21 protein-coding genes are annotated in these 19,746 nt (G+C 66.1%); 18 read left to right on the plus strand and 3 right to left on the minus strand.

The window, feature by feature from the left end; translation table 11 throughout:
• Position 1 precedes the first annotated feature (1 nt).
• Entirely contained in the window at positions 2-1,174 is a 1,173-nt protein-coding gene (locus tag GQE99_RS10650; protein WP_161351792.1) for an ABC transporter permease, read from the plus strand.
• Positions 1,171-2,778 (plus strand): ABC transporter ATP-binding protein, encoded by a 1,608-nt coding sequence (locus tag GQE99_RS10655; RefSeq protein ID WP_161351593.1) that lies wholly within the window; start codon positions 1,171-1,173, stop codon positions 2,776-2,778. Before GQE99_RS10650 ends, GQE99_RS10655 begins: the two co-directional genes overlap by 4 nt.
• Before the next feature lie 28 nt (positions 2,779-2,806).
• Here the strand turns inward: GQE99_RS10655 and GQE99_RS10660 are convergent, their stop codons facing one another.
• Together GQE99_RS10660 and GQE99_RS10665 are read right to left on the minus strand one after the other, a co-directional pair.
• The gene (locus tag GQE99_RS10660) at positions 2,807-4,327 is read right to left on the minus strand and encodes a D-alanyl-D-alanine carboxypeptidase family protein (RefSeq protein ID WP_161351594.1); all 1,521 of its coding nucleotides are present in this window, start codon (positions 4,325-4,327) and stop codon (positions 2,807-2,809) included.
• 202 nt (positions 4,328-4,529) lie between these two features.
• On the minus strand, positions 4,530-5,231 hold the full coding sequence (locus tag GQE99_RS10665; RefSeq protein ID WP_161351595.1) for an HAD family hydrolase: 702 nt from the start codon (positions 5,229-5,231) through the stop codon (positions 4,530-4,532).
• A 117-nt stretch (positions 5,232-5,348) separates the two neighbouring features.
• Here GQE99_RS10665 and clpS point away from each other — a divergent pair, with 117 nt between their 5' ends.
• The 7 genes from clpS to recR all read left to right on the plus strand — a co-directional run bounded on the left by clpS (position 5,349) and on the right by recR (position 11,483).
• Positions 5,349-5,669 carry an ATP-dependent Clp protease adapter ClpS gene (gene clpS, locus GQE99_RS10670; protein WP_202530728.1) on the plus strand — a complete coding sequence of 107 codons (321 nt, stop codon included), beginning with the start codon at positions 5,349-5,351 and terminating at the stop codon, positions 5,667-5,669.
• Positions 5,670-5,679: 10 nt separating this feature from the next.
• Positions 5,680-6,651: a class I SAM-dependent methyltransferase gene (locus GQE99_RS10675; RefSeq protein WP_161351597.1), complete on the plus strand. Its 972-nt coding sequence runs from the start codon at positions 5,680-5,682 to the stop codon at positions 6,649-6,651.
• Between the two features lie 39 nt (positions 6,652-6,690).
• Positions 6,691-7,548, plus strand: a complete 858-nt coding sequence (locus GQE99_RS10680) for an SDR family NAD(P)-dependent oxidoreductase (RefSeq protein ID WP_161351598.1) — start codon at positions 6,691-6,693, stop codon at positions 7,546-7,548.
• A gap of 79 nt (positions 7,549-7,627) precedes the next feature.
• Complete coding sequence (hemF, locus tag GQE99_RS10685) at positions 7,628-8,518, plus strand: oxygen-dependent coproporphyrinogen oxidase (RefSeq protein ID WP_161351599.1); 891 nt, start codon at positions 7,628-7,630, stop codon at positions 8,516-8,518.
• Positions 8,519-8,727: 209 nt separating this feature from the next.
• On the plus strand, positions 8,728-10,467 hold the full coding sequence (locus GQE99_RS10690; protein ID WP_161351600.1) for a DNA polymerase III subunit gamma/tau: 1,740 nt from the start codon (positions 8,728-8,730) through the stop codon (positions 10,465-10,467).
• Positions 10,468-10,532: 65 nt separating this feature from the next.
• Entirely contained in the window at positions 10,533-10,883 is a 351-nt protein-coding gene (locus GQE99_RS10695; protein WP_161351601.1) for a YbaB/EbfC family nucleoid-associated protein, read from the plus strand.
• 3 nt (positions 10,884-10,886) lie between these two features.
• Positions 10,887-11,483, plus strand: a complete 597-nt coding sequence (recR, locus tag GQE99_RS10700; RefSeq protein ID WP_161351602.1) for a recombination mediator RecR — start codon at positions 10,887-10,889, stop codon at positions 11,481-11,483.
• Here recR and GQE99_RS10705 read toward each other — a convergent pair.
• The gene (locus tag GQE99_RS10705; RefSeq protein WP_161351603.1) at positions 11,480-11,839 is read right to left on the minus strand and encodes a nuclear transport factor 2 family protein; all 360 of its coding nucleotides are present in this window, start codon (positions 11,837-11,839) and stop codon (positions 11,480-11,482) included. The genes recR and GQE99_RS10705 overlap by 4 nt on opposite strands.
• A 146-nt stretch (positions 11,840-11,985) precedes the next feature.
• Here GQE99_RS10705 and GQE99_RS10710 point away from each other — a divergent pair, with 146 nt between their 5' ends.
• The 9 genes from GQE99_RS10710 to moaD all read left to right on the plus strand — a co-directional run bounded on the left by GQE99_RS10710 (position 11,986) and on the right by moaD (position 19,745).
• The gene (locus tag GQE99_RS10710; protein WP_161351604.1) at positions 11,986-12,936 is read left to right on the plus strand and encodes an ABC transporter ATP-binding protein; all 951 of its coding nucleotides are present in this window, start codon (positions 11,986-11,988) and stop codon (positions 12,934-12,936) included.
• The gene (locus tag GQE99_RS10715) at positions 12,933-13,694 is read left to right on the plus strand and encodes an ABC transporter permease (protein WP_161351605.1); all 762 of its coding nucleotides are present in this window, start codon (positions 12,933-12,935) and stop codon (positions 13,692-13,694) included. Before GQE99_RS10710 ends, GQE99_RS10715 begins: the two co-directional genes overlap by 4 nt.
• A gap of 89 nt (positions 13,695-13,783) precedes the next feature.
• A complete protein-coding gene (locus GQE99_RS10720; RefSeq protein WP_161351606.1) occupies positions 13,784-14,581 on the plus strand; it encodes a S49 family peptidase in 798 nt (265 codons plus the stop codon).
• A gap of 3 nt (positions 14,582-14,584) precedes the next feature.
• Positions 14,585-14,743, plus strand: a complete 159-nt coding sequence (locus GQE99_RS21290; protein WP_202530730.1) for a hypothetical protein — start codon at positions 14,585-14,587, stop codon at positions 14,741-14,743.
• Positions 14,740-15,735 carry a calcium/sodium antiporter gene (locus GQE99_RS10725; protein ID WP_161351607.1) on the plus strand — a complete coding sequence of 332 codons (996 nt, stop codon included), beginning with the start codon at positions 14,740-14,742 and terminating at the stop codon, positions 15,733-15,735. The genes GQE99_RS21290 and GQE99_RS10725 overlap by 4 nt, the downstream gene beginning before the upstream one ends.
• The gene (locus GQE99_RS10730; RefSeq protein ID WP_161351608.1) at positions 15,732-16,508 is read left to right on the plus strand and encodes an SDR family oxidoreductase; all 777 of its coding nucleotides are present in this window, start codon (positions 15,732-15,734) and stop codon (positions 16,506-16,508) included. The genes GQE99_RS10725 and GQE99_RS10730 overlap by 4 nt, the downstream gene beginning before the upstream one ends.
• Positions 16,509-16,818: 310 nt before the next feature.
• On the plus strand, positions 16,819-18,699 hold the full coding sequence (gene uvrC / locus GQE99_RS10735) for an excinuclease ABC subunit UvrC (RefSeq protein WP_161351609.1): 1,881 nt from the start codon (positions 16,819-16,821) through the stop codon (positions 18,697-18,699).
• A 133-nt stretch (positions 18,700-18,832) separates the two neighbouring features.
• Complete coding sequence (pgsA, locus tag GQE99_RS10740) at positions 18,833-19,504, plus strand: CDP-diacylglycerol--glycerol-3-phosphate 3-phosphatidyltransferase (RefSeq protein ID WP_161351610.1); 672 nt, start codon at positions 18,833-18,835, stop codon at positions 19,502-19,504.
• Complete coding sequence (moaD, locus tag GQE99_RS10745; protein WP_202530732.1) at positions 19,497-19,745, plus strand: molybdopterin converting factor subunit 1; 249 nt, start codon at positions 19,497-19,499, stop codon at positions 19,743-19,745. Before pgsA ends, moaD begins: the two co-directional genes overlap by 8 nt.
• Position 19,746: the final 1 nt, after the last annotated feature.

A 19,746-nucleotide genomic window follows, 5' to 3' on the forward strand; every position in this document is an offset into this window, starting at 1 on the left:
GATGCGCGCCAACGACGCCGAACCTGGGCAGACCGCGCCGCCGCCGGTCACACGGCAGAAGAAACCGTTCCTGTCGCCGCTGAACCAGCGCCGGTGGCGCAATTTCAAACGCAATCGCCGGGCTTTCTGGTCGCTGGTGCTGTTCTCGGTGCTCTTCGGCCTGTCGCTGTTCGCCGAGTTCATCGCCAACGACAAGCCGATCCTCGTGAGCTACCAGGGCGAACTGAAGATGCCGATCTTCCAGTTCTACCCGGAGACCGCCTTCGGCGGCGATTTCCGCACCGAGGCGGTCTATGGCGATGTCGAGGTCGAATGCCTCATCGTCGCGGCCGGCTCCGAACTGTGCTGGGACGACCCCCGGGGTACGATCGAGGACGCGCAGGACGGCGTGCTTGCCGACAACACCGAGATCACGACCGGCTGGATGCTCTGGCCCCCGATCCCCTACAGCTACGACACGATCAACGATATCGGCACCGCCGCGCCCTCGGCCCCGGATGCGGACCACTGGCTCGGCACCGACGACACCGCGCGCGACGTGATGGCGCGGGTGATCTACGGCTTCCGGCTGTCGGTGTTCTTCACCATAATCGTGACGGTCGCCACGTCGCTCATCGGGATCGCGGCGGGCGCGGTGCAGGGGTATTTCGGCGGCTGGCTCGACCTTATCTTCCAGCGCATCCTCGAGATCTGGGCCTCGACCCCGTCGCTCTACGTGATCATCATTCTGTTCGCGATCCTGGGGCGAAGTTTCTGGCTTCTGGTCTTCGTGACCGTGCTCTTCGGCTGGCCTGCGCTTGTGGGCGTGGTCCGGGCCGAGTTCCTGCGCGCGCGCAACTTCGAATACGTGCGCGCAGCCAAGGCGCTGGGTGTCTCGAACCGCACGATCATGTTCCGCCATATGCTGCCCAACGCGATGGTGGCGACGCTGACCATGCTTCCCTTCATCATCACCGGCACGATCGGCACGCTCGCCGCGCTCGATTTCCTGGGTTACGGCCTGCCGTCGTCGGCCCCGTCGCTGGGTGAACTGACCCGCCAGGCCAAGCAGAACCTGCAGGCGCCGTGGCTGGCCTTCACCGCTTTCATCACCTTCACCGTGCTGCTCTCGCTCCTCGTCTTCATCTTCGAGGGGGTGCGCGACGCGTTCGATCCGAGGAAGACGTTCGCATGACCATCCTGAACGTCGAGAACCTGAAGGTCTCCTTCACCCAGGACGGCCAGACCATCGAGGCGGTCCGGGGCGTGAGCTACGACGTGAAGCGCGGCGAAACGGTCGCGCTGGTGGGCGAGTCGGGATCGGGCAAGTCCGTCACGGCGCTCTCGACCGTGTCGCTCCTGCCCGAAAGCGCGACGGTCGAAGGCTCGATCACCTACGAGGGGCGCGAAATGGTCGGCGCTTCGGACAAGGAGCTGCGGCGCACGCGCGGCAACGACATCAGCTTCATCTTCCAGGAGCCGATGACATCGCTCAACCCGTTGCACACGCTGGAAAAGCAACTTCGCGAAACCATCGAGCTGCACCAGGGGCTCGAGGGCGACGCGGCGCATGCCAAGATCATCGAGCTTCTCGAAAAGGTCGGCATCCCCGACCCGGAAACGCGGCTGAAGAGTTATCCGCACCAGCTGTCGGGGGGCCAGCGCCAACGCGTGATGATCGCGATGGCGCTGTCGAACGACCCCGACCTCCTGATCGCGGACGAGCCCACCACCGCGCTCGACGTGACGATCCAGGCGCAGATCCTCGACCTGCTGGCCGACCTGATCCGGTCGGAGGGGATGAGCCTGCTCTTCATCACCCACGACCTGACCATCGTGCGCAAGTTCGCCGACCGGGTGAACGTGATGAAGGATGGCGAGATCGTCGAGGCGGGCAAGACCGAGGACATCTTCAGGGATCCGCAGCACGCCTATACCCGCAAGCTGCTCTCGGCCGAGGCGACGGGCAAGCCGCTGCCGGTTCCTGCCGACGCCAAGGAAGTCGCGAGCGCCAAGGACCTGCGGATCTGGTTCCCGATCCAGCGCGGGCTGCTGCGCCGCACCGTCGGCCACATCAAGGCCGTGAACGCCGCCAGCTTCTCGGTTCGCGCGGGCGAGACCGTGGGAATCGTGGGCGAATCCGGTTCGGGCAAGACCACCCTCGCCCTCGCCGTCATGCGGCTGATCTCGTCGGAGGGGCCGGTCGTGTTCCTGGGCGACAACATCCAGGGCTGGAAATCCAAGGAACTGCGGCGCCTGCGCCGCGACATGCAGATCGTGTTCCAGGACCCCTACGGCTCGCTCTCGCCGCGCATGACCTGCGAAGAGATCATCGCCGAGGGGCTTGCCGTCCACGGGCTCGAGCCCGGCCGCAACCGGCGCGAGATGGTCGCGGAAATCATGTCCGAGGTCGGGCTGAACCCCGAAACGATGCACCGCTACCCGCACGAGTTCTCCGGCGGCCAACGGCAGCGGATCGCCATCGCCCGCGCCATGATCCTGCGGCCCAGGCTTCTCGTGCTGGACGAGCCGACCTCGGCGCTCGACATGACCGTGCAGGTGCAGATCGTCGACCTCTTGCGCGACCTGCAGCAGAAATACGGGCTGGCCTATCTCTTCATCAGCCACGACCTGAAAGTGGTGCGCGCGCTCAGCCACAAGGTGCTGGTGATGAAGTCCGGCGACGTGGTGGAACAGGGCGACGCGGCGCAGATCTTCGACAGCCCGAAGACGGATTACACCCGTGCGCTCATGGCGGCGGCGTTCGAGATCAAGGCGGCGGACGGCGCGGCGATGTAGTCAGCCGCCCCCGCCGGTCGTGGCCCCGTCAGCTCGCTCCGACCTCGATCACCGTGCAGGCGGTGTTGCGTGCCGACAGGCGGCGGCAGGCCAGTTCGGCCCCCTCGCGCGTCATGCCCACGAAGTTCGCGTTGAAGCCCTGGCGGGAGCGCGCGACCTTGCGCAGCGCATCGCCCAGCGTCGTCAGCTCGTTCAGCGCCGTGCGCAGGAGGACGCGCTCGGCCTCGTACTCGGTATTGTAGCTGCCCACGTTGATCCCCCAGTGGCGCCCGCCCGAGGTGGACATGCGGGTGACGAACTCCGTGGCCGGTGTCGCGCTGGCCGAGCTTTCGACCTTGGTCAGGATCATCTCGTCCGGGCGCGGCGGCGGCGAAGGCGCGGCCTTCGGCGCGGCGAGCGAGGCGTTGACCAGCGGCGTGGACGTGGGCACCGTTTCGGCGGCCGCCACGATTGTCTCGTCCCCGGTCTCCTCGGTCTCGGTCTGGGCCGGGGTTTCTTCGGGCGGATTGGCCAGGATATCGGCGATCACGTCCGACACGACTTCGGCGCTCTCCGGGTCGAGGGCCTGGCCCGGACGCGGGCGCGGGCGGATACTCTCCTGCGGCGCGCCCACAAGCCGGATGGTCTTGCCGGCGCCGCCGGATCCCTCGACGAATTGCGACGGGGTGCTGCCCGGGCCGACGTAGGCCGGGCGCTGGGACGGGCGCACCGCCACATTGTTGGCGGCTTCGCGAAAGCCCATGTCCATCAGCTCGGCCATCTTGGCGTCGCGGGACGGGCCGGACTGGCCGCCGAAGATCGTCGCGATGATGTGCTTGTTGCCGCGGCGCGCGCTGGCGGTCAGGTTCGAGCCCGAGGCGCTGGTATAGCCGGTCTTGATGCCGTCCGCGCCCTCGTAGGTGTTGAGAAACCGCCGGTTGGTGCTGGGCACCGTCTTCACGCCGACGTCGGCGCGGGTGCGCGAGAACAGGTTGTAATAGGCCGGGTAGTCGAAGAACAGGTGCCGGCCCAACGTGGTCATGTCGCGCGCGGTGGACAGGTGACCATCGGCCGTCAGCCCGTGCATGTTCACGAAATTGGTGTTGTTCATGCCCAGCGCCTTGGCCGTGCGGTTCATCCGCGCTGCGAAGGCCTCCTCGGACCCGGCGATCGCTTCGCCCAGCGCGGTCGCGGCGTCGTTGGCCGACTTCACGGCGGCCGCCCGGATCAGGTGACGCAGGCGCACCTTCTGCCCGGCGTGGAACCCGATCTTCGAAGGCGGCTCGGCCGCGGCATTGCGCGAGATCGTGACCAGGGAGTCGAGCGAGATTTCCCCGTGCTCGACCGCTTCGAACACGATGTAGAGCGTCATCATCTTGGTCAGGGACGCCGGGTGCAGCGGCGTGTCCGCGTTGCGCGAATGGATCACGCGACCGTTGCGTGCATCGACCACCATCGCGGCATAGGGCGCCGCGAAGGATATGGTGGGTGCGACCACCAGGACGAAAAGCATGGATACGACCATCAGACGGGCGACCTGCCCGACGCGACGAAACGCGGCGCTTGCCATCACTGCCTCTTTTCCCGGACGTTTGTTTTTTTGTGTCCGGTGTTTCTGCTTCGAAAAAATCGTAGCACGGCCCGGTGCACGGGAAAATAGCTAAATATCAGTGGTTTTTACGTTGTTACCAAGGCGCCCGACCACATTTCGCATGTCCGGTTCGGTACACCGCAACATAGGTGATTGCGGCAAAATCCGGGCGCCCGAAAAATCAACCAAGCTGGTCGACAAGCGCCGGCAATCCCGTCAGCGACTGCAATTTCACGAAGCGTGGATGGGCCGTGGGTGCCTCGGCATGTTCGAGCGCCCAGGTCAGGTCATGGGGCACGTAGACGCCCCAGGCCCCCGCCCCGATCGCCGGGATCACGTCGGACTTGAGCGAATTGCCCACCATCATAGCGGCCTCCGGGGACACGCCGCGGCGCGCGAAGATTTCGCCGTAGACCGCCTCGGTCTTGTCCGACACGATCTCGACCCCGTCGAAAAGATCTCCCAGCCCCGATTGCGCCAGCTTGCGCTCCTGGTCCAGCAGATCGCCCTTGGTGATGAGCAGGATGTGATGCGCTTCGGCCAGTTGGCCCACGGTTTCCTCGACCCCCTCGAGCAGCTCGATCGGATGGGACAGCATGTCCTGCCCGGCCGCGATGATCTCGGAGATGACCGAAGCGGGCACGCGCTGCTCCGTCACCTCGATCGCGGTTTCGATCATCGACAGGATGAACCCCTTGATGCCGAAGCCGTAGTGCCCAAGATTGCGTCGCTCGGCGTCCAACAGCCGCTCTTCCAAGTGGGCGCGCTCGGCATGATCCGACAGGAGGGAGACGAATCGTTCCTGCGTCAGGCGGAAGAATTGTTCGTTCTGCCAGAGCGTGTCGTCGGCATCGAAGGCGATTGTCCTGATTTTTCCGGTCATTGTGATGCGCCGCCGCGCTGCCCCCCTTTATTTGCCTGCTCCACCCATTATATTGTCGCCCTCACCCGGGCAACGTGCGAACCAACGGAGAGCGGATTGCGGACCGAACCCATCATCATGGCAGGCAAGGCAGGCGACCCGCCCGCCGACGTCGATCTGAAGACGAAGCCGAAGGCCAAGACGAAGCGCCCGCCGCTCTACAAGGTGCTGCTCATCAACGACGATTTCACGCCGATGGAATTCGTCGTGATGGTGCTTGAGCGCTTCTTCGGCATGAACCACGCCCAGGCGTTCGAGATCATGCTGACGGTGCACAAGAAGGGGCTCGCGGTCGTCGGCGTGTTTTCCTACGAGATCGCCGAAACCAAGGTGAACCAGGTGATGGAAATGGCCCGCCAGCACCAGCATCCGCTGCAATGCACGATGGAACGGGAATAACCCCCCTCCCATGGCACACTCCCGCCTGACCCACGCGCTGGACACCGGCGCGCTGTTGCTGCCCGAGGGCCGCATCGCGGTGTTCGGCGCGCCCGCCGACACCGACCTCACCGCGCTGGAAGCCGACAGGGTCGAGGTGATCAGCCGTCACTACCCTGACGTGGTCCACTGGCAGGATCGCGGCTACCGCGTGCTCCAGGCGCCCGAGGGGCATTACGCCACCGCGCTTGTCCACCTGCCCCGCGCCAAGGATGCCGCGCGCGCCCGCCTGGCCGAGGCCGCGGCATGCTGCGACTTGCTGCTTGTCGACGGGGCCAAGACCGACGGCGTGGATTCGATCCTGAAGTCCGTCAAGAAGATCGCGCCGGTCGATCACGTGCTGGCCAAGGCGCACGGCAAGCTCTTCTGGCTCGCCGCCCCCGACCTGTCCGACTGGGCCGCCGCCCCGCGCGAGGTCGCGGGGTTCGTCACGCGCCCCGGCGTCTTCTCCGCCGACGGCCCCGACAAGGGCTCGGTCGCGCTGGCCGAGGCCCTGCCGCCGCTCGCGGGCCACGTGGTCGATCTGGGCGCGGGCTGGGGCTTTCTCGCCCGCACGATCCTCGCCTCAGACAAGGTGAGCGCGCTCGACCTCGTGGAGGCCGACCTCGATGCGCTCGATTGCGCGCGCAAGAACATCGACGACCCGCGCGCCCGGTTCCACTGGGCCGACGCGGCCACCTTCGCGCCGAAGGCACCGGTCGACGTGGTCGTGAGCAACCCGCCCTTCCACACCGGCCGCGCGGGCACGCCCGCGTTGGGCCAAGCCTTCATCCGGGCGGCCGCCCGGATGCTTGCCCCCTCCGGCAAGTTCTGGATGGTCGCCAACCGTCACCTGCCCTATGAAGACACACTCGCCGCCGTCTTCCGCCAGGTCGACGACATGGGTGGGACGCCGGGGTTCAAGGTGATCCGGGCGACGAAACCCCTTCGCCAGGCCGGCTGATCCGCCCTAGGCTCATTTCCGACGAATCAGGAGAGACGCATGTCCTTTTCCATCGCGGGCAAGACCGCCATCGTCACCGGCGCCGCGAACGGCGTCGGCCTCGCCATTGCCCGCCATTTCGCCGATGCCGGCGCCCGCGTGATGTGCGCCGACATGGACGAGGTGAAGCTCGCCCGCGAATTCGGCGCGAACCCGGACATGGACGTGCTGCCCGACGCGGGCGAAGACGCTGTGGACGAGGACGCCTCGACCGTGCGCATCTTCGCCGGCGACCTGCGCGAAAAGCTCACCATCGCGAACCTGCTCTCGGCCACGATCGACGCCTTCGACCGGGTCGACATCCTGGTCAACGCGTCGCGCCAGGTGATCGGGATGGACCCGCTCGACAGCGACGACAAGACCGTCGAGACGCTTATGGAGCAGAACCTTATGACCGCGCTCAAGCTGAGCCAGGCGGTCGCCAAGCGCATGATCCAGCAGGCCGAGGACGAAGACGTGGAGCCCGAGCCGCAATCCATCGGCGCCATCGTGAACCTGACCTCGATCGCCGCGATCCGCACCCGTCCGCAGCTCATGGGGTTTTCCATCGCCTCGGCCGCACTCGAGCAGATGACCCGCTCGCTCGCCGTCGCGCTGGCGCCCAACCGCATCCGGGTGAACGCGGTCGGCTTCGGCTCGGTCATGTCGGCCAGCCTGCGCGAGGCCTGCGCGGCCGAACCGGGTCTGCGCGACGAGGTGATCACGGGCACGCCACTGGGCCGGATCGCCGAAGCCGGCGAAGTGGCCGAGGCGGTGCATTTCCTCGCCTCCGACGCCTCGCGCTTCATGACCGGTCAGGTGGTGATGGTCGATGGTGGGCGCACGGTGATCGACGTGGTCGACACCGACACGCACTGAGCCCTCTCCCCGCGCACGGCATGTTCACTTCCGCCCTGCCGTCCGCTAGTCAGGGCCAACCGGAATGGGGAGGGTGCCGATGACCGACATGATGGACGACCAGAAGACCCGGGCCTCGGCCTGGTTCCGCGACCTCCGCGACCAGATCGTCGCCGCTTTCGAGGACCTCGAGGACACCCAGGAGACCGGCCCCTTCGCCCAGGCGCCGGCCGGCCGGTTCGAGGTGACGCCGACCACGCGGACCTCGGATGACGGATCGGACGCCGGCGGCGGGCTGATGTCCGTGATGCGCGGCGGCCGGGTGTTCGAAAAGGTCGGCGTGAACGTCTCGACCGTCTACGGCACCCTGGGCGAGCCCGCGCAGAAGGCGATGGCGGCGCGCGGCGTGCCGGGGATCGAGACGGACCCGCGTTTCTGGGCCTCCGGCATATCGCTCGTCGCCCACATGCAGAACCCGCATACCCCGGCGGTCCACATGAACACGCGCATGTTCTGGACCCCCAACACCTGGTGGTTCGGTGGCGGCGCCGATCTCAACCCCTGTATCGAGTACCCGGAGGACACGGCCCATTTCCACGCCGAGATGGAGACCGGCTGCGCCCCGCACGGGCCCGACTACTACGCGCGCTACAAGGCCTGGGCCGACGAGTATTTCTACATCCCGCACCGCAAGCGCGCCCGCGGCGTGGGCGGCATCTTCTACGACGACCACAACACCGGCGACTGGGAGGCGGATTTCGCCTTCACCCAGGACGTCGGCCGCGCCTTCCTGCCCGCCTTCCTGCCGATCACGGAAAAACGCCGCGACACGCCCTGGGACGCGACGGACAAGGACACGCAGCTGATCCACCGCGGTCTCTACGCCGAGTACAACCTGGTCTACGACCGCGGCACGAAATTCGGCCTCGCCACCGGCCATGACGCCAACGCCGTCCTGATGAGCCTGCCCCCGCTCGCGAAGTGGGTCTGAAAGGCCGCCGGGGGGCTGTCTGCCCCCCGCGGCGCTGGCGCGCCGCTCCCCCCGAAGGTATTTCGAAAACGAAGAAGGGTCCCTTTCTCTGTTTCCCAAATACCTCGGGGGTTCGGGGGCAGCGCCCCCGATGCCGGCGCAGCCGGCACCTGTCGGTGGACGGCACCGGGGCCAGCCACTAGATTTGACAAGACTCATCCGGAGGTCCGATGTCCGACAGCCCCGAATACCAGGTTCTCGCCCGCAAGTACCGGCCCGAGACCTTCGCCGACCTGATCGGCCAGGATGCGATGGTGCGCACCCTGAAGAACGCCTTCGCGGCCGACCGGATCGCGCAGGCCTTCATCATGACCGGCATCCGGGGGATCGGGAAGACCACTACCGCGCGCATCATCGCCAAGGGGATGAACTGCATCGGCCCCGACGGCACCGGCGGGCCCACGGTCGAGCCCTGCGGGCAATGCGAGCATTGCGTCGCGATCGCCGAGGGGCGGCACGTGGACGTGATGGAGATGGACGCGGCCTCGCGCACCGGCGTGGGCGACATCCGCGAGATCATCGACAGCGTGCATTACCGGGCGGCCTCGGCGCGCTACAAGATCTACATCATCGACGAGGTTCACATGCTGTCGACGAGCGCGTTCAACGCGCTTCTGAAGACGCTTGAGGAACCGCCGGCCCACGTGAAGTTCATCTTCGCCACGACCGAGATCCGGAAAGTGCCGGTCACGGTGCTCAGCCGCTGCCAGCGCTTCGACCTGCGCCGGATCGAGCCCGAGGACATGATCCGGATGCTGCGCCGGATCGCGGATGCCGAGGGCGCGCAGATCGCGGATGACGCGCTCGCGCTCATCACGCGCTCGGCCGAAGGCTCGGCGCGGGACGCGCAGTCGCTTCTCGACCAGGCGATTTCGCACGGGGCCGGCGAGACCACCGCGGACCAGGTCCGCGCCATGCTGGGGCTGGCCGACCGGGGCCGCGTGCTCGACCTCATGGACATGATCCTGACCGGCGATGCGGCCGGCGCGCTGACGGAGCTGTCGGCGCAATACGCCGACGGGGCGGACCCGATGGCGGTTCTGCGCGACCTCGCCGAGGTCACGCACTGGGTGAGCGTCATCAAGATCACGCCGGAAGCGGTCGAGGATCCTACCGTCGCGCCGGACGAGCGCGCCCGCGGGCAGGCGATGGCGCAAGGCCTGTCGCAGCGCGTGCTCGCACGCATGTGGCAGATGCTGCTCAAGGCGATCGAGGAGGTGGGCCAGGCCCCGAACGCGATGATGGCCGCCGAGATGGCGGTGATCCGGCTCACCCATGTCTCGGAACTGCCGAGCCCCGAAGAGCTGGTCCGCAAGCTCCAGGACACGCCACCGCCACCCCCGCCGGGGCCGCAGAACGGCGGCGCGAGCCCGACCGGCGGCGGTCCGTCCGCCCATGCCGGGCGCCCGGCACCCTCCGGTGGCGGAGGCGGCGGCACTGTCACCGCGCTGGCGACCGACAGCGAACACGCGCTGGCGCATTACGCGACGTTCCAGAACGTCATCAACCTGATCCGCTCGAACCGCGACGTGAAGCTGCTGGTCGAGGTCGAAACCTGCCTGCGCCTGGCCTCCTACCAGCCCGGCCGGATCGAGTTCACCCCGACCCCGGACGCCCCGCGCGACCTGGCCGCACGGCTGGCCCAGCGCTTGCAGGGCTGGACCGGGGTGCGCTGGGGCGTGAGCGTGGTCAACACCTCGGAGGCGCCGACCATCGCCGAGACCCGCGACGCCGAGGAGCTGTCGCTGCGCGAGGAGGCGAGCACCCATCCGCTGGTGCAGGCCGTCATCGCGGCCTTCCCGCAAGCCAAGATCACCGGCATCCGCACGCCCGAGGCGCTCGAGGCCGAAGCCGAGGCCGAAGCGCTGCCCGAAGTTGACGAGGAATGGGATCCGTTCGAGGACGGCTGAACCCTTGTCGCCGGCCTTGCCGGTTGCGATATAGAGAACAACACCCGAACGCATAGGAGAGACCGATGCTCAAAGGACTCGGCGGCCTTGGCGACATGTCCAAGATGATGAAAGCCGCGCAGGAAATGCAGACCAAGATGGCGGAGATGCAGGAAAGCCTCGACTCGATCGAGGTCGTCGGCGAATCCGGCGCGGGCCTCGTGAAGGCGACCGCGACCGCCAAGGGCGAACTCACCGGGCTCGACATCGACCCGAAGATCTTCGACCCGAACGAGAAGGAAGTCGTCGAGGACCTGATCCTGGCCGCGATCAAGGACGCGCAGGTGAAAGCGTCCGAGCGGTCCTCGGAAGAGATGCAGAAGATCACCGAGGAGCTCGGGCTGCCCGCCGGCATGGCCAACCCGTTCGGGGGCTGAGACTTGGCCGAAGTCCCGCGCGACATCGAGAACCTGATCGAGATGATGGCGAAGCTGCCGGGGCTCGGGCCGCGCTCGGCCAGGCGTGCCGTGCTGCATCTGATCCGGAAGCGCGGGCTCCTGCTCACGCCGCTCGCCGACGCGATGCACGCGGTGGCGGCCAGCGCGCGCGAATGCATCACCTGCGGGAACATCGGCACGACCGAGGTCTGCGAAATCTGCACCTCGGAAAAGCGCGCGACCGGCGAGATCTGCGTGGTCGAGGACGTGGCCGACCTCTGGGCGATGGAGCGCTCCGGCACCTTCAAGGGCCGCTACCACGTGCTGGGCGGCACGCTCTCCGCGCTCGACGCCGTCGGGCCGGAGGATCTGCGCATCCCGAAGCTCGTGCAGCGGATCGGGGACGAGAACGTGAGCGAGGTGATCCTCGCCCTCAACGCCACCGTCGACGGCCAGACGACCGCGCATTACATCGCCGAAGAGCTCGAAGGCCGCTGCGAGGTGACGTCACTGGCGCAGGGCGTCCCGATCGGCGGCGAGCTCGATTACCTCGACGACGGGACGATCACGGCCGCCCTTCGCGCGCGCAAGCGGGTCTAGCGCTTCTTCGGCTCCTGCCGGTGGCAGGTGAGCTTCCAGTCGCCCGCATCCTTCTCGTAGATGCTTTCGCATTGCGCGACGTAGGAGCGTCCGCCGATCTGCGACGCCTCGGCGCGGTAGACCAGTCGCACCTTGTCCGCGGCCGTCTCGATCGACCGGTTGAAGAAGATCACGTTGTCCCAGCGCGGCGCGTTTTCGAGCGCGTCGAGAATCTGGGTGCCGCGGAGCATCCCGGTCGGTTCGGGGAAATACATCACCGCGTCACGGTCCATGTGGGCCCGGAAGTAATCCGGACCCTCCAGCCAGAAGTTCTCTTCTTCCGCCCAAAGGCTCTGAGTCGTGTTGATGTCATCCATTGTGATCATGACACTGTATCAACACATGAAATGCAAATTGGTTCAGTGCGGATGCGCCCACGTCCCTGTGCGGCGCGCCGCGCGGAAACCACTGGCGATCCGGGGAACGAGCCCTTAGGTTCCGCTAGCGCAAACAGGAGGGGCTCGTGGCACCAATCATCAAGATCGAAGATCTGGAAAAGACCTACGAGAACGGGTTTCAGGCGCTCAAGGGCGTTGACCTGGACATCGAGGAAGGCGAGGTTCTGGCGCTTCTCGGCCCCAACGGGGCGGGCAAGACGACGCTGATCTCGATCATCTGCGGACTGGCCAAGGCCACCAAGGGCAAGGTCACGGTCGGCGGGCATGACATCTCGCACGACTTCCGCAAGGCGCGCGAAATGATCGGACTCGTGCCGCAGGAAATGTCGATCGAGATCTTCGAGCGGGTTCAGGCCAACGTGCGCCATTCGCGCGGGTTGTTCGGCAAGCCCCGCAACGACGAATACATCGAGCGTGTCCTCAAGGACCTGACGCTGTGGGACAAGAAGGACAACCGCATCCGCGAACTGTCCGGCGGCATGAAGCGCCGCGTGATGATCGCCAAGGCGCTGTCCCACGAACCGCGCATCCTGTTCCTCGACGAACCCACCGCGGGCGTCGACGTGGAGCTGCGCAAGGAAATGTGGGACGTCATGACGGAACTGAAGAAGTCCGGCGTGACGATCATCCTGACCACCCATTACATCGAAGAGGCCGAGGCGATGGCCGACCGGGTCGGCGTCATCTCGAAGGGTGAGCTGCTGCTGGTCGAAGAGACCGACACGCTCATGAAAAGCCTGGGCAAGAAGATGCTCGAGATCGAGCTGGACGAGCCCATCGATGCGCTGCCCGAGGCGCTGGCGGCGCGCGGCGTGGCACTGGGCGAAGGTGGCGCGACGCTTGAATACTACTACGACACCGCGGCCGAAAAGACGGGGATCACCGACCTCCTGGCCGAGGTGCGCAAGGCCGGGCTCACCATGTCCGACCTGTCGACGCGGCAAAGTTCGCTCGAAGACATCTTCGTGGATCTCGTCGCACAGCAGAAAGAGAAAGACGAGGAGACGGCAGCATGAATTTCCGAGCCATCGCGGCCATCTACAAGTTCGAAATGGCGCGCACCTTTCGCTCGATCGGGCAATCGGTGATCAGCCCGGTCGTCTCGACCTCGCTCTACTTCGTGGTCTTCGGCACCGCCATCGGCAGCCGGATCGACACGGTCGAAGGCATCGCCTACGGCGCATTCATCGTACCCGGCCTCATGATGCTTCAGATGCTGATGCAATCGGTGTCGAACGCGGCGCTGGGGATCTACTTTCCGAAATTCGTCGGCACGATCTACGAGGTGCTGTCGGCCCCGATCTCGGTCCCCGAGATCGTGATGGGATACGTGGGGGCGGCCGCAACGAAGGCGTTGATGATTGGCCTGATCATCCTGGGGACGGCATCGTTCTTCGTCGACCTCCAGATCGCGCACCCCTTGGCGATGCTCGCCTTCATGGTCCTGACCTGCGTCACCTTCGCGATGTTCGGGTTCATCATCGGCATCTGGGCGGACAACTTCGAACAGGTGAACCTGATCCCGATGCTGGTGATCACGCCGCTCGTGTTCCTGGGCGGGGCGTTCTACTCGATCTCGATGCTGCCCGAAGCCTGGCAGACGGTGGCGCTGTTCAACCCGGTGGTCTACCTCGTCTCGGGGTTCCGCTGGTCGTTCTTCGCCATGTCGGACGTGCCCGTTGGCATCTCTCTCGTGGCCATCGCGGTGGTGCTGGTGCTCTGCCTCACGGCGATCACGGCCATCTTCCGGACCGGCTGGAAATTGCGGTCCTGACGCGCTGACACGACGTCACGGCCACAGGGGGGGCACAATCGCCCGGCGCGGCCTTGTAGCCCCCCTGCCCCGCCTCTACATCCAAGCTCATGAAACGCTGGATCCCTTTCATGAAGCCCGACCCCGTGGTCGCGGTCATCCGGTTGCACGGGACGATCGCCACGGGCCCCCGCGGGCAGCTCAACGACATCGTCATGGCAAGCCCGATCGAACGGGCCTTTCGCAGGGGCCGCCCCGCGGCAGTCGCGCTGTCGATCAACTCGCCCGGCGGCAGCCCGGTGCAATCCTCTCTCATCGCCGCGCGCATCCGCCGGCTGGCGGACGAGAAGAAGGTGCCAGTCTATGCCTTCGTGGAGGACGCAGCGGCGTCCGGGGGTTACTGGCTCGCCTGTGCCGGGGACGAAATCTACGCCGACCGGTCGTCGATCGTGGGCTCCATCGGCGTGATCATGGCCAGCTTCGGCGCGCACGAATTCATCGCGCGCCACGGGATCGAGCGCCGCGTCTACACGTCGGGCGAGTCGAAATCCCAGCTCGATCCGTTCAAGCCGGAAGACCCCAAGGACGTTGAACGGATCAAGGCGATCGGCGGCGACATCCACGAGGCCTTCATCGAGCACGTGAAGCAGGCGCGCGGCGACAAGCTCGCCGACGACGCCGCGCTGTTTTCCGGCGAATTCTGGGTCGGTCAGAAAGCGGTCGACCTCGGGCTCGCCGACGGCCTCGGGCACCTGGTGCCCTTCATGAAGGACAAGTTCGGCAAGGACGTGAAATTCCAGGTTTTCGGCCCCAAGAAATCCCTGTTCAAACGCTTCGGCGCCCAGATGGCGGGCGAGGCGCTGGCGGCAGTGGAAGACCGGGTCCTCTGGTCGCGGTTCGGGCTCTGATCCATGGTCAAGATCGTCTCGCTCTTCCTGATCGGCATGCTGGTGCTCGCCATGTTCGGGCGCCTGCGCATTCCCGGCGCAAAGAAGCTTTCCAACGCGAAATGCCCGAAATGCGGCCGTTTCAGGCTTGGCAAAGGGCCCTGCGAGTGCGGTCATAAATGATCGCAGACCTGCTTTACGCCGCGCTCGGCCTGGTGATCCTTCTTCTGGCCGGTGACAGCCTTGTCAAAGGGGCGGTGAACCTGGCCCTGCGGCTGGGCATCCCCGCCCTCATCGTTTCGCTGACCATCGTGGCCTTCGGCACCTCGGCGCCCGAGCTTCTGATCTCGGTGCAGGCAGTGCTTGAAGGCGTGCCCGGCCTGGCGCTCGGCAACGTCGTCGGATCGAACACGGCGAACATCCTGCTGGTGCTCGGCGTGCCCGCGCTCCTCAAGGGGCTGGACACGCGCGACTGCGACACCCGGCAGAACTACGTGATGATGCTCGCCGCGACCGTGCTGTTCATGGCGCTGGGGACGACCGGCGCCTACACCTGGTGGCAGGGCACGCTGCTGCTCGCCGGTCTGGTCGCCATGTTGACCTTCGCCGGCCGGCAGGCCGCCGCGCACCGGCGCGAGGTGATCGCCGAGGCCGAGGCGAAGGGCCAGGAACTCGACGAGGAAGAGCTGGCCGAGGAGGAAGACCTCGAAGGCGTCGACCCGGACCTCCCGGGCTGGAAGATCGCACTGTTTCTCGTCCTGGGCCTCGTGGGCCTGCCGCTGGGCGCCGACCTCCTGGTCGACAGCTCAACCAACATCGCCCGCGCGATGGGCGTGTCGGAGACCGTGATCGGGCTCACTCTCGTGGCGCTCGGCACCTCCCTGCCCGAGCTCGCGACCACGGTAATGGCCGCCTACCGTCGGCAGGCCGACGTGGCGATCGGCAACGTCATCGGGTCGAACATGTTCAACCTTTTGGGCATCATCGGCGTCGCGGCCTTCGTCGGCCCGCTCCCGGTCGACCCCGAGATGTTGCGCTTCGATTTCTGGGTGATGCTCGCCGCGTCGCTCCTGATCGCCCCCTTCGTTTTCCTCAGCTGGCACATGGGAAGGATCTGGGGCGCCGCCTTCTGCGTAATGTACGTATTCTATGTCTGGATGGTGCTTGGATCATGAGCGGTGCATTGGTGACAGGAGCCGGAGGACGGCTCGGACAAGCGATGGCGATCTACCTCGCGGGGCGCGGATACGACGTGGCGGTGCATTACGGCGGCTCGCGCGAGGGCGCTGAGACCACCGCCGAGGCCTGCCGCGCCCAGGGCGTGCGCGCCGAGACGGTGCAGGCGGACCTGCTCGACCACGACGCGCTCAGCCGGCTGGTGCCCGACGCGGCGAAAGCCGTGGGCCCCCTCAGCGTGCTCGTGAACAACGCCTCGATCTTCGACTACGACGCGATCGACACGCTGTCGCCGGACAGCTGGGACCGCAACATCGGCTCCAACCTGCGTGCCCCTGTCTTCCTGACCCAGGCCTTCGCCGATCAGGCTCCCGACCACGAAGAGGACGACAACGGCGAACCGGTGGCGTCCGGACTGGTGGTCAACATGCTCGATCAGCGGGTGAAGAAGCTCACCCCGCACTTCACCACCTACACGATCGCGAAGATGGGGCTGTGGGCCTTCACGCAGACCGCCGCCCGCGCGCTCGCCCCCCGCATCCGCGTAAACGGGATCGGCCCGGGCCCCACGCTGCAGGGCGCGAACCAGTCCGACGACGACTACGATCACCAGCGCCGCAACACCGTTCTGGGCCGGGGATCGAACCCCGAGGACATCACCGCCGCGCTTGGCTATTTCCTCGACGCGAAAGCGGTGTCGGGGCAGATGCTTGCAGTCGACGGGGGGCAGCACCTTGGCTGGCGGACCCCGGAAAACCCGGGTCGGGACTGAGGCTGGGAGTCCCACTCGGACAGGGTCCCGATGAAAGTTGTGCACGCTGCTGGTGAGTTGCAGTAAACGCACCTGGAAAACGGTGTATTTTCATGGATTTACCTTTTCGTCATATTTTTATCTCGCAATTTCAATACGTTAAATTTGCGCCTAATTTTTGAGCAGCCCAAGGGAACGCCCGTGAAACAAGGGAAAATCGCTGTCCAGCGCTTTTCATCCACGAAGTTATCCCCAGATTCTGTGGACGTGTTTTCTCTTGTCCCTGCAACGCTATCATTGCAGCCAAAACGGGAATCAGCGAGCAGCCCTGATGAGTGAGTCCAAACCGACCGAAACCGGCGAACGCCCCTTGCGCGGACACGCCCTGATCGCGCGTTACGTGCGCCAGCTGGACAACTCTCCGGGCGTCTACCGCATGCTCGACGAAGCGGGGCGCGTGCTCTACGTCGGCAAGGCAAAGAGCCTGAAGAACCGGGTGTCGAACTACGCCAATCCGAACGGCCATTCCGCCCGGATCGCGCGCATGATCTCGCAGACGGCGAGCATGATGTTCCTGACCACCAACACGGAGTCCGAGGCGCTTCTGCTCGAGCAGAACCTCATCAAGCAACTCAAACCGCATTTCAACGTGCTGCTGCGCGACGACAAGTCGTTCCCCAACATCCTGGTGACCAAGGACCACGCCTACCCGCAGATCCGCAAGCACCGCGGCGCGAAGAAGATCAAGGGCGCCTATTACGGCCCCTTCGCGAGCGCGGACGCCGTGAACCGGACGCTGAACCAGCTGCAGAAGGTATTCCTCCTGCGCAACTGCTCGGACAGCATGTTCGCAAGCCGCACCCGGCCCTGCCTGCTCTACCAGATCAAGCGTTGCGCGGGGCCCTGCGTGGGCAAGATCGGCGAAGCGGATTACGCCGATCTCGTGAAGGACGCCGAACGCTTCCTGTCCGGGCGCACCACCAAGGTGCAGTCCGAGCTCGCCGAGGAGATGCAGGCGGCCTCGGAAGCGATGGAGTTCGAACGCGCAGCCGTCCTGCGCGACCGCATCCAGGCGCTCACCAAGGTGCAGTCGAGCCAGGGCATCAACCCGCGCGGCGTGACCGAGGCGGACGTGATCGCGCTCCACATGGAAGGCGGACAGGCCTGCGTGCAGGTCTTCTTCATCCGCGCGAACCAGAACTGGGGCAACCGCGACTTCTACCCCCGCACCGGCGCGGGCGCGGACGAGGCCGAGGTGCTGCGCGGCTTCATCGGCCAGTTCTACGACCAGAAGGAACCGGCCCGCCTCCTGCTCCTGTCCCACGACATCGAGGAGCGCGACCTGATGGCCGAGGCACTGGGCGGCAAGCTCGGGCGCAAAGTCGCCATCGAGGTGCCCCAGCGCGGCGAGAAGATGGAGCTCGTATCGAACGCCGCGCGCAACGCGCGCGAAAGCCTCGGCCGCAAGATGGCCGAAACCGCGACCCAGGCGAAGCTGCTCAACGGGATCGCGGAAGCGTTCGAGCTGGACGAGGCACCGAAACGGATCGAGGTCTACGACAACTCCCACATCCAGGGCGCGCACGCGGTGGGCGCGATGATCGTCGCCGGGCCCGAGGGCTTCATGAAAAGCCAGTACCGCAAGTTCAACATCAAGGGCGACGCGCTGACGCCGGGTGACGATTTCGGCATGATGAAAGAGGTGCTCACCCGCCGCTTCAAACGCCTGCTGAAGGAAGACCCGGACCGCGAAAGCGAAGCCTGGCCCGACCTTCTCCTGATCGACGGCGGCGCCGGGCAGGTCTCGGCGGTGAACGAGATCATGGAAGACCTGGGGGTCGAGGACATCGCGATGGTCGGGGTCGCCAAGGGCGTCGACCGCGATCACGGGAAAGAGGAATTCCACCGCCCCGGCCAGCGCCCCTTCGCGCTCAAGCGCAACGACCCGGTGCTCTATTTCGTCCAGCGCATGCGCGACGAGGCGCACCGCTTCGCCATCGGCACCCACCGCGCGAAACGCACGAAGGCGATCAGCGCCTCCCCGCTCGACGACGTCCCCGGCGTGGGCGCGGGACGCAAGAAGGCGCTGCTGGCGCATTTCGGCTCGGCCAAGGCCGTGACCACCGCCTCGCTCGCCGACCTCAAGGCGGTCAAGGGCATCTCCGCCGCCCTGGCCGAAACGATCCACGGCCATTTCCACGAAAACGGATGACCGCCCGCCCTTTCATCTTTCCCGAAATACGCCGGGGGGTTTGGGGGGCTGGCCCCCCAAGCGGATCGGACGGGCGCCAGCCCGTTCGAAACCCTGTCTTCCCCCCGGACGCCGCCCACGATAGACCTGCACCATGAAATGGACGATCCCCAACATCCTCACCATCGGCCGGCTGATCGCGGTGCCGCTCCTGCCGATCGTGTTCCTGTTCTTCGCCCGCCCCTGGGCGGACTGGTACGCCCTGGTCGTCTTCATCGTGGCCGCCGTCACCGATTACGTCGACGGCTACCTTGCGCGGGCCTGGGCGCAGGAAAGCCGCTTCGGCGCGACGATGGACCCGATCGCGGACAAGGCGCTGGTTCTCACCGCGCTTCTCGTGATCGCCGCCTACTCGGGCCTCGCGATCTGGATCGTCCTGCCCTCCGGGATCATCATCTTCCGGGAGGTCTTCGTCTCGGGCCTGCGTGAAACGCTGGGCGACAAAGCCAAGGCGCTGAAGGTCACGCGGATCGGGAAATGGAAGACCACCGTGCAGATGGTCGCGCTCACGCTGCTTTTTGCAAAAGGCGTGTTCGAACATTACGTGGGCATGCAGAGCTTCGGCATGGATGACGCGCTCTTCGACCAGATCATCGAGGGCGAGGTGGCCGATCACCTCGGTCTCGGGTGGAAGACCACCGCGATGATCTGGACCGGCAATGCGGGCGTGGTGCTTCTGTGGGTCGCGGCACTTCTGACCGCGATCTCGGGCTGGGACTACTTCCGCAAGGCCTGGCCGTTCCTGAAGGAGGACACGGATGATTGACGTCATGTATTTCGCCTGGGTCCGCGAACGGATCGGAGAACCGCGCGAACGGGTCGAAACGGACGCCGCGACGGTCGCGGACCTCGTGGAAGAACTCAAGGCGCGCGAACCGCGCTACGAGGCGGCCTTCGCCGACCTGTCGGCCCTGCGCGTGGCGCTCGACCAGGAACTGTCCGATTTCGACGCGCCGCTCGCGGGCGTGCGCGAGGTGGCCTTCTTCCCGCCGATGACGGGGGGCTGAG

Origin of the sequence: Maritimibacter harenae, assembly GCF_009882975.1 — a bacterium.
Lineage (GTDB): Bacteria > Pseudomonadota > Alphaproteobacteria > Rhodobacterales > Rhodobacteraceae > Maritimibacter > Maritimibacter harenae.